We start from the raw sequence: 14068 nt of genomic DNA, 5'->3' as shown, positions 1-14068 counted from the left end.
ATCATGGGCGGCTCAGAAGATGCCTCTACGCGAAGGCCAGAGCGCGGAAGGCGTTGCGGACCTTGGTCAGTGGTTGGCGGTCGCGGCCGTAGTACAGCTTGTTCGTCAGGAGGATGGCCCAGCGGTCTTGCTTGGGAGAGATCCACATTCCGGTGCCAGTGAAGCCATAGTGCACGTAGATGCCGTCCGCCGGATCAGTACTTGGGGCGGGATGCCAGAACAGACCCCGCGCCGGTTGCAGGTCGCCGGTATGCACCTGGAGGGATTCCTGGAGCCAGGCGGCGCTGACCGAGCTGTCGGCGCTGGGTTCGAGAAGGTGCCGTAGGAACGTCGCCAGGTCGGCCACCGTGGAGAAGACGCCGGCGATTCCACATACTCCGCCGAGCAGCCGTGCGGAGAAGTCGTGAGCGGTGCCTTTGAGATGGCGGCCGGTTGGCTCGTCGTATTCGGTGGGGGCGCAGCGTTCGATGAGTTCGGTGGACAGCGGGCCGAAGCGGGTGGTGGCCATGCCCATGGGCTCCCAGATGCGCCCCTGGGCGAGCCGATCCAAGGGCCTATGGGTCAGGTGTTCAGCGAGAAAGCCGAGGATAAGGGCGGCGCGGTCCGTGTATTCGACGGCTTGGCCTGGCAGGCGGTGCAGGGGCTCACGGAGGACGCCGACGCGGATCTGGTCGGGGTTGGTGCCGTACAAGTTCTTGAGGTTGGCACGTAGTGGGACGCCTGCGGTGTGGGTGAGGAGGTGGCGGACAGTGACGTCGGCCAACTGGTAGCCGTTCAGGTCGGACATGAGCGCGCCTAGGGGATCGTCCAGGCTTAGGCGTTCCTGATCCCACAGCATGCCGATGACCGACCAGACAGCGACGATCTTGGTGAGGCTGGCGATGTCGAACACGGTGTCCCGGGTCATGGGACGGTCAGGGTGGTTGGGGTCGAGGAGTCCGCAGGAGCCGGTGCAGTAGATGCTGTCAGCGTCACCGACGGCCCATACCGCACCCGGATAAACCTTCTGCTGGACGCCCTGCCGGAGAAGGTGTTCGATGCGGTCCGGGTCGGGCGTCATGGTCTCCCTTTCGGCGTGGTAGCTGCGGTGCCAGCCTAGTCATGGGCCTCGGACCTGGCTGTCAGCCGCACGGTTGGCGTCAGGCGATTTGATCGCCGAGAGCAGTGAGCGCTTTGGCGGTAGTGCTGATGGGGAAGCGGCGAGCGTTGGCAAGGCCGGCGGTGCGCAACCCGGCCCGTGCACCCGGGTCGTTCTGCAAGATTTGGAGGGTGGAGGCGAGGGCGTCCCGGTTGGTGAAGTCGACCGGGAGCGCGGTGTCGCCGAGCACGTCGATGAGGCCCGAGACGGGTTGGTAGAGGACGGGCAGACCACACGCTTGCGCTTCCACGGCGACCAGACCGAAGGCTTCCAGCGTTGTCGAGGGCACAGCCAGGGCATCGTGGTCGCCGAACGCGTTCCACAGCTGTGGCCGATCGAGCCAGCCCAAGTAGTGGTGCTCACAACCAGCCGTCCGAAGCCGCTCGGCAAATCTCTCGTATTCGATGACCGGGGCGGCAATGCTCAAGGTCATATCCGGGATATTCGCGGATGCAGCCGCGAGGGCAGCCATGCCCTTTTCTCCAGTGAGCCGTCCCGCGTAGAGCAGGCTGAAGGACCGACCATGATGGGTCGGTAGTGCTGGCTGCCGGTGCAGGAGGCGGTCGGGGATGCCCCAGGGGATGTGCACGACCTTGGTGAAATCCAGCTCTGGCGCGAGATGGCGCAGCCGATCGGCCATCGCCGGCGTGGGCACCACTATGGCGGTGGCTCGGTGCGCGCTTTGGCGGAGCACCTGACGTTGCGTGCCGATTGAGGTGGCGGTCAGCAGGTCGGTGCCGTGGACTAGGGCAATGCTCGGGTGCTTGGGAAGCGTATGGAGCAGTGCGGGCGTGGCGCCGAAGGCGAGGTGCTGCAGGTGCGTGATGGCCACGTCATTGGGCTTGATGAGGGTAGCCAGAGCGCTGCTGAGGGCGTGGATGTAGGTCCAGAAGCGGTGTCCTGTCAGGCATTTGCCGTCGACCTCGAGAGGTTCGATGGGCGGCCTGGCGGGCTGGTCGCTGTGGAGCATGAAGAGCCGGGCGGGGATCAGCGGTTCGGTGCCCCCATACAGGTCGTGTAGGAGTTCCACGCTGCCGCCGGGGCTCCCGGCGGGCAGGTCCAGGGCGGTGACGATGGGCTTCACGGCTGGCCTCCGTCGCTGAGGAGTTCCTGGTAGAGGCGGGAGATGTCGATGCCGGTGCTGGCGGTGTACTTGCGGCCGTGCTGCTGGTAGCTGGCGGTGGCGCCGAAGGTGTGCAGGAAGACGAGCTTGCCGAAGGTCATGCCGGGATAGACCCGTACCGGGCGGGCAACCCGGATTTCCAGCGTCCAGGCGATGGCGTGTCCGGTGTGGCCGAGGGGAGCGGAGACGTGGACCCAGATGCCGAGGCTGCCGATGGTCCGGTCGCCGTTGAGGAACTGGGCGTAGCGTTCGGACCAGGTCCGTTCGTGGGTGACCCCCAGGTACAGAACTCCCGGGACGAGCGTCATGCCGGCATCGGGAATAACAGACTCGGCGAAGTCGGTCGGGCGAGCGGCGTCCAACACGTCCTCGCACGTCCTGATGCGCTCTCCGAGTCGCCAATCGTAGGCGTTAGGGGACAGCCGGCAGGGATCGTAGGGGTCGATAGCGATGTCACCACGGGCGACGGCGTTAGCGATCGCCCGCCCCGTCAAAATCATGACCTGCCTGCCTGGAGCAGGTCACGCCAGTACTGCGACGGTTGTGGACCGGCGGAGTCCTGGTACTTGCCGCGGTAGAGATCGACGATGCCGGTCGAGACGAAGAACATGATCTGCCCGATTTTCATGCCGGGGTAGACCCGCAGCGGGCGGACCGGAGAGAGCATCAAGGTCCACTGGCCGTGGAAGCCGATGTCGCCGATCGGCGCGGTGATCTCGACGAATAGGCCTAGCCGTCCGACGGAGGAGCGGCCGAACAGCAGCGGCACGAAGCTGTCCGATCCGACTTCCTCCATGGTGTGACCTAGATAGAGCTCATCGGGCCGCAGGACATGGCCCTGGCGGCCAATGGTGAGGGCGCGCGTGGGATTGGGCCGATGGGCGTCGATGACGGGCTCCGTATAGTTCAGCAGGGTCGGGCCCAGGCGGACGTTGTAGCTGTTGGGGTTGACCTGGTCGGCATTGAAGGGGCTAATTCGGATGCGTCCGTCGCGGGCGGCGGCGCAGATCTCGGAACCGGTGAGGATCACGGCCTGTCTCCCGTTTGTTCAGTCAGGACGGCTTGAACAGCTTCGGCGAGCGACAGCGAGGAGCGGTTCCAGCGCCCACCGAGGTAGGTCTCGGCCAGGTACCGCGTGGTGACGGCATGGCGCACACCTCCACCGCGTAAATCGCCTACGACGATGAGCGGCCCGGTCTGGGCGGCGAGGGTGTCCGGGTCGCAGTCGCTCGGCAGCGTCGTGTGGACGAGCTGGTTCGCGAACGGTTCGATGGCCAGCAGGTCTCCTCGACGCAGAACGGGACCGAGGCGGACTGGACGCAGGCAGGTCTCGTTGAGGACGACGGCCTCCGCGTTGAGGCGGGCACGCAGTTGCCGCGCGATCAGCGTCAAGATCTCCCGCCGATCCGCAAGCGTGTGGCGGAAGCGTTCCGTGAGCGGCCCAAGTGGATTGGCGAGGACGTCTTGCATGGCATTGAGCTGGGAATGCAGGCGAGCTACGGGCTTTGCCATTGGTGCCCTATCCGGAAAGGCGCGAGCATGCGCATTCCAGCTTTGGCCAACGGGTGCGGCTTCGGCGTAGCCTGCGCCCAGCTCGTGCCCTTTGACCACCAGCGTGTTCCGTACCTGTACTGGTCCGTACTGTTCGCTGTGGCAGTGCCCCGAAAAGATCACGGAGACGAACGGGCAGGCCGCGGCAAGGGCCAGATCGTGCTCGAAGCTAGAGTGACTGAGCACGATCCAGTCATCGACCGCATCGCGATAGCGGCGTTTCAGCTCGTGCAGCGCAGGGCCAGGCGAGATGACGTGGTGGCCGGTGCGCTCGGCGCGCGGGATGGCGGTGAACGCCTGCTCGCCGAGTACAGCAGTGACGCCGACCCTCCGTCCCTCGATTCGTGCGATGTGGATCGGCCGAAACAGCGGCTCCCCCGTGTCTGAGTCGATCGCATTGGCGCTCACCGTCAGCGCTCGTAGGTCGGGTTCGAAGTGGTGCCGCCAGCCGTGGTTGCCTGGCGCGATGACGTCGTACAGCAGGGCCAACGCCTGACGTTCGATGTGTCCGTCGCCGAGCCGGTAGTAGCCGGTGCCTTCGAAGAAGTCGCCGCAATCCACGACGAGTGCCCGCTTGCGAGCCGCATGCAGGTACGTCAGCATCGGGAGCGGCTGGTCGAAGCTGGAGTGGACGTCGGTAGTGGCCACGATGCGCTCCAGCGCCCGCCGCCCGGTCATGCCGTGTCCTCGGTGATGTCCGCGCCGAGCTGGCGCAGCTTGCCCGGGAGATCGGCGTGTCCGCGACGCAGCTGCGTCATGCCCTTCACGGTGGTGACGCCGCCGGCGGTCAGTCCTGCGATCATGAGGGTGGAACCGGTGCGGATATCGTTGGCTGTCACCGGTGCGCCAACCAGGCGCTGCGGCCCGGAGAAACGACAGTGGGTCGCCGACAGTTGTTCGATGACCGCCCCCAGCCTGGCCAGTTGTGGAATCAGGTTGCCGTGCCGGCCCGGGTTGATTTCATCGGCGAACAGGTGCGCTCCAGGCGTTCCGAGCGCCAGAGCCATCAGCGGTGGTTCGAAGTCGGCGTCCAGCCCACCCGGTGACAGCGACGCGATCGCCCGCAACGGCTGTCCGGTGAGCTGGGTGTCGATGGCCTGAACCGTGATCGTGTCGGCTCCGGCGTGCGCGGGGATCCCAAGCCAGGTGAACGCCTCCAACGCCGGCAGCACGTCCGCGGCGCGCACGCCCTTGATCAGTGCGCAGCCACGGGTCACCGCGACCGCACAGGCCAGGGTGATCGCCTCGACCTTGTCTCCCGGCACCTCCCAGGCGAGGGAACCACTCGCGTCGTTGTACGGCGGCGCGAGATTGACCGTGTCTTCATCGCCGTACGCGTCCCAGCCGGCCTCCCGCAGGAACGCGAGGATCTCGGTCACCTCCGGGGAGAGGTTTGGCCGGACGACGGTCAACTGGCAATGATCGATCACCGCCCGGAGCAGGGCCGCCACGGTGGCACCTCGCGACCGGAACGGCAATCCGATCTCCACCGTGCTCGTTCTGCGCGCCGCTCTGTGTATCCGGTAGCCCGCGCTGTCCAGGGCCACGCTGTCCCCGAAGGCTTCGTAGACGCGGAAGTGCAGGTCCATGCCACGCTCGCCTACCGGGCAGCCGCCAGGCCAAGGGAGGTGTGCCTGCCCGCAGGAGGCCAGGAGCGCGGGCACTAGGTAGTACGACGCGCGGATCTTCGCCGCGTCCGGAAGTTCGGGTGGTTGTCCGGCGCCGGAGATCGGCTGGATCACGACCTCTTCCGGGTTGGTTACCGATCGAGCCACGCCATAGCCGGAGAGCTGCAGCAGGCCAAGCATGGTGCGCACGTCCTGGCACTGCGGCACGTTGCCCAACTGCACGAGCCCGCCCACCGTCGCGGCCGCCGCGAGCAGCGGAAGCGCGGCATTCTTGGATCCGTCCACACGAGCGGCGCCGACCAGCGGCTCCCCAGGACGAATCGCTATCGCGTCAGCGGCAGACACAGCCGAGGACGTGGCCATTTGCACTCCCTTCCGAGGCGAGGCCGTACCAGTCGAGCGGGCAGGCCGGGAAATTCCGATGACCCTCAGTAGATGACGTGCGCCGGAGGGTTGTCAGGAGGACAATGAGAGGCACACGCGGACGCGCTTGTCCGCGTCGCCGTCCGAGGAAAGAGACAACGCGATGTCACCCCCCGACATCCCGCTGTGGGCCGTGCGGCTACGCACCGAGCGAGAGGCCCGGCTCTGGGACATCCCCGACATGGCTCGGGAGCTACGTCGACACGCTCCCGATTTGCCAGACATAGCCACCCTGACCCGAATGATCAGGAAATGGGAGGCAGGGCAGCATCCTCCGGGGACGCGCTATCAGCTCCTTTACGCCCGCGCCTTCGGGGCCTCACGCGACCGCCTCTTCTCCCATGCACCGTCGCAACAGCTCGTCGGCCACTCGACCACGATGTCCGCCAGGGAGGTCGCTCACTTCGGCGCCTGGGCGGAAGCGAGCGACCTCGGCCCGGCCACACTGACTACTACGCCAACACCGTGACCCGCCTGGCTCGCGACTACCTCCACCAGCCGCCGGCCCCGCTCTTGCATACCGCCGCCGAACTGGCCAGAGACCTGTTTGCTCAGCTCAAATGCGGTCACCAGCGCCTGGACCAACGTCGCGAGCTCTACGCCACGGCCGCCAAGCTCTGCGCCTTCATGGCGTGGGCCGCTGGCGATCTCAGCCGGATTTGAGAGGCGGAAGCACACGCCCGTACGGCCCTCATCCTGGCCGACCAGGCCGACATCCCGGCTACGCGGGCGTTGGCGCTGTCCACCCAATCCAAGACGGCCTTCTGGGATCGCCATCAGCGCCAGGCCGCCGCACTCGCCCGGCGGGGATTTGAATGTTCACCGAGCGACACCATGAAGGTGTTTCTGGCCCTGCAAGAGGCCGACGCCCGGCAAGAACTCGGAGACATCCCCCGTGCCCGGCAGGCGCTGCGCGACGCCGAACGTGCCCGCGCGGCCATCAGCAGGCCCGACGAGTTGGGTGGCCTGTTCTCCTGCGGCTTGGCACGTCAATGCAACTACACGATGACGGTCCACCTCCGCGCCGCAGACGTAGGCAAGGCTGTCGCCGCTGCTGAACTGGGCCTGGACGCCTACCGGCACGGGGAAGAACGGGCGTACGGCACCTGGGCGCAGATTCGTATCTGCCTGGCGCACGCCCACCTCATCGCGCGGCAACTCGAAGCAGCCCAAGCCGCCCTCACCCCCTGTTCTCGAAGAGCCGGCCGAACGACGCCTTGGCCCTGTCGTCACCCGCGTCCTTGAGATCGGCAGTCTCCTCGCGCAGAGTCGATACCGAAACGACCGGCTCGCACGGAGCCTCCGAGAGCAGATCGACAACTACCACCCAGCAGGACAGCCGACCGAAAGGCGAGACACGTGACAGAGCCGCGGATGCGTGACCACTGGTGGTGGCGGCCTGGCTGGCGCGTCGGCCGTCGCATGTACACCTTCCACACGACCTTCCAGGACCAGCCCGCCCTTCACCGCCTGGTCGCCGCCTACCAGGCTCCCTTGTCCGCCTTGAACGGCCTCGACCTCATCCCGTACCAATGGCTGCATCTGACCATGCAGGGCATCGGATTCACCGACGAAGTGAGCGATGCGGACATCGCCGCCATCACCAAAGCCGCCACCGCCAGGTTGGAGTCGATAGAGCCGGTCGAGCTCACCTTCAACCGCCCGGTCACCGATCCTGAGGCTTTGCAGTGCCACGTTCAGCCCGCGGATGAAATGCGAGGGATACGACGAGCCGTGCGGCAGGCGATCGCCGATGTATGGGGCGCGGAACGAGTCCCGGACTCCGACCAGTGGACGCCACACGTGAGCATCGCCTACAGCAATTCTGACGGTCCTATCGAGCCGTACGCCAAGGCTCTCGACAGCGTGCAGGCCGAACCCGTGACCATCACCGTCCGCAGCGTCCAGCTCATAGTCCTGGACCGCGACGAGCATGTTTATCGCTGGACCACGAAGGCGAACATCCCGCTCCGAGCAGCAGCGGCGGAGTAGCTGGAGCCAGCTACGGTCGAAGCTCCCTGGCTGCGTCAACAAGATGACTACAGAGGTTGAAAGGCTAGCAATCGGCGACGGAATGGATACGTAACGCTACAGGCGAGTCACGCCATCGTCTTTCCGCAGTACAACGCTGCTATGCGATACCCCGACGGTGGCGGCCTGTCGGCCAAGGCGCGCGTCAAGCGCGAGCAGGTCCGCTTCAAGGCAGCCGACATGTTCCAGCGGGGCATGACCCCGCCGCAAGTCGCCCGAGCGCTACGAGTCACCCCCAGCTCGGCCAACGCCTGGCACCGCGCCTGGAAGAAGAGCGGCAAGCAGGCCCTGGCCTCCAAAGGGCCCGGCGGCTCGACCTGCCGCCTGAACGACCAACAGATCCAGACCTTGGAAGCCGAACTCGACCGGGGACCCGCCGCCCACGGCTGGGACGATCAAAGCTGGTCGCTGTCTCGTGTCGCCACGGTGATCAAGGAGCGGTTCGGCATCGACTACACCCCACGCGGGGTGTCCTACCTGCTGCACCGCATCGGCTGGAGCCCACAGGCGCCCGTACACCGCGCCACCGAACGCGACGAGGACGCCATCACCACCTGGGTGAAGGAGACCTGGCCTCATATAAAAGGCAGGCCGCCGAGCGCGGCGCCTGGATCTGCTTCGTCGACGAATCAGGGCAAAGCCTGCGCCCGCCGAAAGGGCGCACCTGGACCAGACGCGGGCAGACCCCGATCGTGACCGTCTCCGGCAAGGGCTCGGGCCGGGTCTCGGTCGCCGGGCTGGTGTGCATCAAGCCCGGCCGGCGCACCCGCCTCATCTACCGGACCATCACCTACCACGGCCGCAAGAACGAGCAGAAAGGCTTCGGCGTCCGCGACTTCAAGCTCCTGCTCCAGGCCGCCCACCAGCAGTTACGCGGCCCACTCGTGATCGTGTGGGACAACCTGCCCGCCCATGTCTGCGCCGAGATGGGCACCTTCATAGACGAGCACGACTGGCTGACGGTCTTCCGGCTCCCCGGTTACGCCCCTGAACTCAACCCCACGGAAGGCATCTGGGCCAATCTCAAGAAACACCTGGCCAACCTGGCCGTCCGCGGCGGCGTCGACCACCTCGCCGCCGTCATCAAACACCATCTCAAGCGCTTGCAGTACCGGCCCGACCTGCTCGACGCCATCATCGCCCAGACCAAACTGATCCTCGAACCCGAACCCCCGTAACACGAGAAGCCAGCCTTTCAGGCTCTGTATAAGTGACGCAATTCTTGCTTAACGCATGCCTGCCCAGCTCCCCGCCTGCTTAGGAGGATCATTGAAACGTCTCGTGCCAGTTCACTTGAAGACGTTCCTGATGGCGCGTATACATCTGACCCGTACGACGTCTGATCGAGGCGCCTCGGTCGTCGAATGGGTAATCACCACCGCGATCATCGCCGGAGCCATCCTCGGCTTGATCTCGCTGATCAAAGTCCTGGTGGCCCAACGAATGGGTGTTATCCAGAGCGATTGGTGAAGGCCGGCCATCTGGCCCTTCATAGAAGAATGCTGGAACATCCTGAGAGTCCGCGCCTCGCATCGGCGTCGAGGCGCGTGACCATCACAGGGAAGGCGCTACAGCTTACGAGCACAGGTCACCGGCACATAGCCGCTCTTCGGGCTGCCGGCGTTGACCAGGTACCAGTCGTAGTGCTTCGCGCCGCACTTGGTGTACGACTTCCCCCGTCCGATGACCTTCCAGCAACTTTCCAGGACGTCACCGTCTCTGACGAATGCAACAACGGGAGCGTCGGGCTTGGCTTCGTCGCGGATTGCTACCTTCTTGCCTGTGATCTGTACTCGCGTCGTGCAGGCGGAAAATGCCGACGCGGAGTGCCGCTGGCCTTGAGCAAAGGCTGGAGCGGCGGAGGCGATGGCCAGGAAGGCGAAGGCCTGGGCCAGAACCAGAAGGCGTCGCATTGTCGATCCTTTCTCTCGGAGAGCAAAGGATCTATCACGGGTTGTGCTCAAGCATAAGGCGTGAACAGGAGGATGGAATGCGCGCGACGTACGCGAAATTCCATAGGTAAGCTTTCGTCCGATTATCGCCAGTGGCGCTTCACTAGATCACTTAAAGGCGGGAAGTCTGGGCAGCGGTTTCCGAGGCCACCCCTGCGAGCGTCTCCTTGAGGTGGTGCCGAAGCCGTGTTGCCGCAGGTCGCTTCACCGATGTCGTATCGGTGCCAGTAGGCCTCCCGGTAGATCCCTGGCTAGCCATGCGAACACCTCTCCCAATTAAGTGGGAGGGGTCAGCGTTCGGCGTATCCCAGGCCAGAAGCCTGCCCAATGTCTGAGGTGCACTCCGACTCATGTAGTGGATCCCGGCCATAGAAGTGGAGCGAAGCTGTGGAGCCACACACTGGTTTTAAAAAGACAATAACCATTCTTATTGTCTAGTTTTTGTATTGTAGTTCTCTCACCTTTTCTCTGATGCTTATTTGCGCACTCTCCGCTCTCGGGTAAAGCTTGAAATAGAATCCACTGAAGCAATTGATTTGATCTACATTCTGGGTTTTAATTGAATTGGTCAAAAGGTGAGGTGTTCCGATACGCGGAACGCGAACAGATCGGAGAGCGGTCATGGCGAAAAGCGCGATGACAAAGAGCGTCCCGACCAGCATTCCTGGCGAGAGTCTCACGCCAGAGGACATGGCGCGCGTCACCCCGGAAGACTGGGCGGAGATCCGCAAGCTCGCCCGTGGATACTGCCGCACGGTCGACGCCACGCGGTCCCGTAAGCGCATGGACGGAAGCGCCACGATAATCAAGGGCGGCCACGCCCCCTATGGCACCGACGACGTATCCGACGACGTCAACCAAGACGCCGTCCTCCTCTTCGCGCAACGGCTCCGTGACGTCCTCCGCAAGTGTCAGACGGCTCCCGAGAGCGGCGCGACGCGCGAAACCCAGGCATGGATCTATGTACGCCGCGACGGTGGAGAGTTCACCATCACGCGAACCACGCTCCAGCGCTGGGCGGTCCGCGACGCTGCCGCCCGCAACGGCTACCGCGTGGACGTCCCCCCAGCCGAGATAGACGCGACGCCAGGGGCTCAACTCATGCGCGGGCTCCCTCACGCCGAGAACGTGACGCGCGCGGCGGTGGCCTTCTCTGCTGCGCAGCACAGCGCCGAGATCTTCCGTCAGGCGTTCGGAGACGGACAAGAGTTTCCCGTCCTGCGCGAGATCATCTCGAAAGCGGAGCAGGCAGAAGATCTGGGGCGGGCGGGAATACTCGCCATCGTCGCCCAGGAGCGAGAAGGCGGGGCTTATGGCTCCCGTCGGGCTGTCATCCGCATCCGGGATGTCGCGCGCGCAGAACTCAGGGAGCTTTCTGAGCGTCTTGACGATGCGCGGGACACGATGCTGTATGCCGGGGAAGGGTCGGCCCTGAACGGCTGACCCGGCAGCATGAAGGGCTCCAGAGTTCGACTCTGGAGCCTTTTTTGTGTCCAATTCATGTTGTGATGGCGGACGTTCGGGTGGAGCTGGTGGCCGTATTTAAGTGAGACCGCGACACCTCAAGCACACAAAAGGGGTGGCGGGCAAGTTCATTCTCTCGTCTCATTTTATTTCGAGGAAAGCGGACGGTCGGGCCGGTCTCGCCACCGTATTTAAGTGAGGTTGGGTCGCAAAGCCGTTACGGCAGTATTCGTCTCACAAAGAGAGTATTCATAGGCTGCCAACGCGTCTTGAAATCGGCCGTGATGTGTCTGGATTCATGTCTTCCGACACTTTGTCTCTGCTTCGTTGATCTCCGTCCCGGCGGTACGGCAGGCCCGCCCGGACGACTTCCAGCGCCAGAACAAGGGAGGTCTGTTCATGGAAGCCACTCCTGCCGAAGGACTGTTCATCGTGGTGCTGTGTCCGCAGTTGGCGCCGGAGGCGCACGGGCCGTGGTGTTCCTTCCGACACCTTTTCCTGTCGTCCGGCCTCGATAGGCCGGGGGACTGGTGCGGCACGGTCACCGATCTCGATCAGGTGCGTGAGCGCTTCCCAGGGGTGCTGTTCCACAAATGCCTGTTTGAGGTGCTGGAGGACGGTATCCGCCCGGCCAACGCGATCGGGGCCGATCAGGAACCCCCACCATCGTCATCCCCGCCGCCGATCGAGGGCGAGCGCAAGCCGAGAGGAGGACACCCCTATGGCCGTTCTTGACGGCATCATCCTGCCGCCGCGATGGCGCATCACGAGCCGGTTGCTCGCCGGTTGGCCGATCGATAACGAGCACCTGCTGGAGCTGTGGCCGCACAGCCGCACCCAAGATGGGCGGCTGCGATGGCTTTATCGGCTCTCACGCCGCAACCGGACGATCTTCACCGCAACCGACATCAGCTCACCGACCGGCACCATCCTTTCCACTGGCGCGCTGATCAGCTCCGCTAGGGCGGTGCTCAGGTTCCTGACGTTGTGCCCGGGGGACACCGACACCGAGTATTTCGACACCTACACCCGCACTCAGTTGGCGTGGCGCGATCGCTTCGCCGAAGAACTGGCGCTGTACGCGCTGGAGGATGTGTGCGGCTACTGCGGCGGAGGCCATGCTTCGCCCGGGTGCGGGACGAGGTGAGCGTTCATGCCGCCTGTCTCAAGCCGCTCGCGCTTCCCCGGTCTCAGGCTGGCTCAGCGTGTGGCGTTCACCACGCGCGGCGCGCTGTCGGCCGTCTACTCTCCGCCCGCGGAGACCGGCCGACTTCCCGCTGAATGGGTGGAGCGCTACCGGGCTGACGAGCCGTGCATCGTCTACGCGGTGTTGTCCTACGCCACCCCTATCGCCTGGGTCCTTGGTGACGGCCAGGTGATCATTCCCGACTGCTGCCACACCCTGATCATGAGCCGTCATCAGCAGCTATGCCGCACCTGGCTCTGATCGGTAACGACCGTTCCCGCAATTGATCGTCTGCCGTCTGTCGTTAGGCGGACCTCAGGAACGGTGATCCCGACCCCCGTCGACTGCGCTGGAGTCGCGCGCGAGCTCCGCACCGAACCGCTCTGGTCCAATCCCTCCACCGCACCATCCCTACCGCCCTGCCCCCGCCATGCCAGCGCGCCGCGCACCCCGATTGGGGGACCGTGCGGCGCGCTGACGTCTTCCCCTGCTTCCCGCTGTCGCCGAATCCCTGGAGGTGTCCCGTGCCCGAAACCGTGCGCCTGTCGCACCCTGTCGACTACCTGGCCATCACGCCCTACCTTCTCGGCTTCCACCCGGCCATGAGCCTGGTCATCCTCTCCTTTCACGACCGCGCCCTGGTCGGCAGCGCTCGCCACGATCTGCCCGGCGACCCACACGAGACCGGCGACGTCGTCGCCACGTGCATGAAGATTCTGACCCGCAGCCAGGCTGACGGCGCCGCCGTGATCGGCTACGGTCCGGCCGAGCAGGTCATGCCGCTGCTGGAGAGCCTACGCGGGGCGCTCGCGTCCGCCGGAATCGCGGTCCTGCAACTTCTGCGGTGCGCGGACAACCGGTACTGGACCCACCTCGATGCGGGCCCCACGGACGGCACGCCATTCGATCTGACGGCCAGTGCGGCGGCCGCGCAGGCGGTGGTGGCCGGGCTGAGCGCGTTGCCGGATCGCGGGACGTTCGCCGCCTGCCTTGAACCGGCCGACGGACCGGACCGCGAGGCCATCCGGCAGGCCACTCAGGCGGCCCGCGAGCGCGCCGAAACGCTGCTGACCACCGAGCAGCCGCGATACTGGTACGACGAGGGCACACGCGCTCTGCACGAGGCGTTCGCCCGCACGTCCGCCGACCAGCCGCTTTCGCCGGAGGAACGGGCGTGGCTGGGGGTGCTGCTCACCTCGATCGTGGTGCGCGATATCGCCATGACGCTGCTGGGCTGCTATCCGCCCGAGGCCCACATCAAGCTGTGGGGCGAGGTGACCCGCGGGGCCGAGCCCGGCTACGTCGCCGCCCCCGCGGCGCTGCTGGCCTTCGCCGCCTACAGCCGGGGCGCGGGCACCCTGGCTCGCATCGCCGTCGACCGGGCCCTGGCCGACAACCCGCGCTACAGCCTCGCCCACCTGCTGGACTTCAGCCTGCGCGAGGCAATGCCGCCCTCGATGATCCACGAGATGCGGGTCGCCGACATGGGGGAGAGGATCGCCGCGCAGGTTGAGTCCTGCCCGCGCGCCGCGCTCCCGCGGCTGCCGGTACCGGCTAAGGGGCGGTGAACCT

18 protein-coding genes are annotated in these 14068 nt (G+C 65.4%); 11 read left to right on the top strand and 7 right to left on the bottom strand.

Annotation, left to right across the window (positions count from 1 at the left end):
- Positions 1-25: 25 nt before the first annotated feature.
- The 6 genes from AB0J69_RS12370 to AB0J69_RS12345 form a co-directional block, all read right to left on the bottom strand.
- Entirely contained in the window at positions 26-1060 is a 1035-nt protein-coding gene (locus AB0J69_RS12370) for a serine hydrolase domain-containing protein (protein ID WP_364115987.1), read from the bottom strand.
- 79 nt (positions 1061-1139) lie between these two features.
- Positions 1140-2222: a glycosyltransferase family 4 protein gene (locus AB0J69_RS12365; protein WP_364115984.1), complete on the bottom strand. Its 1083-nt coding sequence runs from the start codon at positions 2220-2222 to the stop codon at positions 1140-1142.
- Entirely contained in the window at positions 2219-2761 is a 543-nt protein-coding gene (locus AB0J69_RS12360) for a hypothetical protein (protein ID WP_364115981.1), read from the bottom strand. The genes AB0J69_RS12365 and AB0J69_RS12360 overlap by 4 nt, the downstream gene beginning before the upstream one ends.
- A complete protein-coding gene (gene dcd, locus AB0J69_RS12355) occupies positions 2758-3291 on the bottom strand; it encodes a dCTP deaminase (RefSeq protein ID WP_364115978.1) in 534 nt (177 codons plus the stop codon). The genes AB0J69_RS12360 and dcd overlap by 4 nt, the downstream gene beginning before the upstream one ends.
- Positions 3288-4490 (bottom strand): metallophosphoesterase, encoded by a 1203-nt coding sequence (locus tag AB0J69_RS12350; RefSeq protein WP_364115975.1) that lies wholly within the window; start codon positions 4488-4490, stop codon positions 3288-3290. Before AB0J69_RS12350 ends, dcd begins: the two co-directional genes overlap by 4 nt.
- A complete protein-coding gene (locus tag AB0J69_RS12345; protein ID WP_364115972.1) occupies positions 4487-5803 on the bottom strand; it encodes a hypothetical protein in 1317 nt (438 codons plus the stop codon). The genes AB0J69_RS12350 and AB0J69_RS12345 overlap by 4 nt, the downstream gene beginning before the upstream one ends.
- Positions 5804-6328: 525 nt before the next feature.
- On the opposite strand from AB0J69_RS12345, the gene AB0J69_RS12340 reads away from it, so the two are divergent.
- From AB0J69_RS12340 to AB0J69_RS12315, 6 genes are all read left to right on the top strand, one after another.
- Entirely contained in the window at positions 6329-6526 is a 198-nt protein-coding gene (locus tag AB0J69_RS12340; RefSeq protein WP_364115970.1) for a hypothetical protein, read from the top strand.
- A gap of 171 nt (positions 6527-6697) precedes the next feature.
- Positions 6698-7108: a hypothetical protein gene (locus tag AB0J69_RS12335; protein ID WP_364115968.1), complete on the top strand. Its 411-nt coding sequence runs from the start codon at positions 6698-6700 to the stop codon at positions 7106-7108.
- Between the two features lie 129 nt (positions 7109-7237).
- Positions 7238-7855 carry a 2'-5' RNA ligase family protein gene (locus AB0J69_RS12330; protein ID WP_364115965.1) on the top strand — a complete coding sequence of 206 codons (618 nt, stop codon included), beginning with the start codon at positions 7238-7240 and terminating at the stop codon, positions 7853-7855.
- A gap of 141 nt (positions 7856-7996) precedes the next feature.
- Entirely contained in the window at positions 7997-8590 is a 594-nt protein-coding gene (locus tag AB0J69_RS12325) for a winged helix-turn-helix domain-containing protein (RefSeq protein WP_364115963.1), read from the top strand.
- A complete protein-coding gene (locus AB0J69_RS12320) occupies positions 8506-9072 on the top strand; it encodes a transposase (protein ID WP_364116291.1) in 567 nt (188 codons plus the stop codon). The genes AB0J69_RS12325 and AB0J69_RS12320 overlap by 85 nt, the downstream gene beginning before the upstream one ends.
- Before the next feature lie 91 nt (positions 9073-9163).
- On the top strand, positions 9164-9364 hold the full coding sequence (locus tag AB0J69_RS12315; RefSeq protein ID WP_364115960.1) for a hypothetical protein: 201 nt from the start codon (positions 9164-9166) through the stop codon (positions 9362-9364).
- 98 nt (positions 9365-9462) lie between these two features.
- Here AB0J69_RS12315 and AB0J69_RS12310 read toward each other — a convergent pair whose 3' ends face one another.
- Positions 9463-9807 carry a hypothetical protein gene (locus tag AB0J69_RS12310; protein WP_364115957.1) on the bottom strand — a complete coding sequence of 115 codons (345 nt, stop codon included), beginning with the start codon at positions 9805-9807 and terminating at the stop codon, positions 9463-9465.
- 660 nt (positions 9808-10467) lie between these two features.
- Here AB0J69_RS12310 and AB0J69_RS12305 point away from each other — a divergent pair.
- The 5 genes from AB0J69_RS12305 to AB0J69_RS12285 all read left to right on the top strand — a co-directional run bounded on the left by AB0J69_RS12305 (position 10468) and on the right by AB0J69_RS12285 (position 14064).
- Positions 10468-11289, top strand: coding sequence for a hypothetical protein (locus AB0J69_RS12305; RefSeq protein WP_364115954.1), 822 nt, complete (start codon positions 10468-10470; stop codon positions 11287-11289).
- A 420-nt stretch (positions 11290-11709) separates the two neighbouring features.
- Complete coding sequence (locus tag AB0J69_RS12300) at positions 11710-12045, top strand: hypothetical protein (protein ID WP_364115952.1); 336 nt, start codon at positions 11710-11712, stop codon at positions 12043-12045.
- Positions 12032-12457, top strand: coding sequence for a hypothetical protein (locus AB0J69_RS12295; protein ID WP_364115949.1), 426 nt, complete (start codon positions 12032-12034; stop codon positions 12455-12457). Before AB0J69_RS12300 ends, AB0J69_RS12295 begins: the two co-directional genes overlap by 14 nt.
- 60 nt (positions 12458-12517) lie before the next feature.
- On the top strand, positions 12518-12757 hold the full coding sequence (locus AB0J69_RS12290) for a hypothetical protein (RefSeq protein WP_364115946.1): 240 nt from the start codon (positions 12518-12520) through the stop codon (positions 12755-12757).
- A 263-nt stretch (positions 12758-13020) separates the two neighbouring features.
- Positions 13021-14064: a DUF4192 domain-containing protein gene (locus AB0J69_RS12285; RefSeq protein WP_364115943.1), complete on the top strand. Its 1044-nt coding sequence runs from the start codon at positions 13021-13023 to the stop codon at positions 14062-14064.
- The last annotated feature ends 4 nt before the right edge of the window (positions 14065-14068 follow it).

This window comes from Nonomuraea sp. NPDC049709 (assembly GCF_040674815.1).
Taxonomy (GTDB): Bacteria; Actinomycetota; Actinomycetes; order Streptosporangiales; family Streptosporangiaceae; genus Nonomuraea.
Note: the sequence above shows the minus strand (reverse complement) of the source record. Positions and strands in the feature narration are given on the sequence as shown.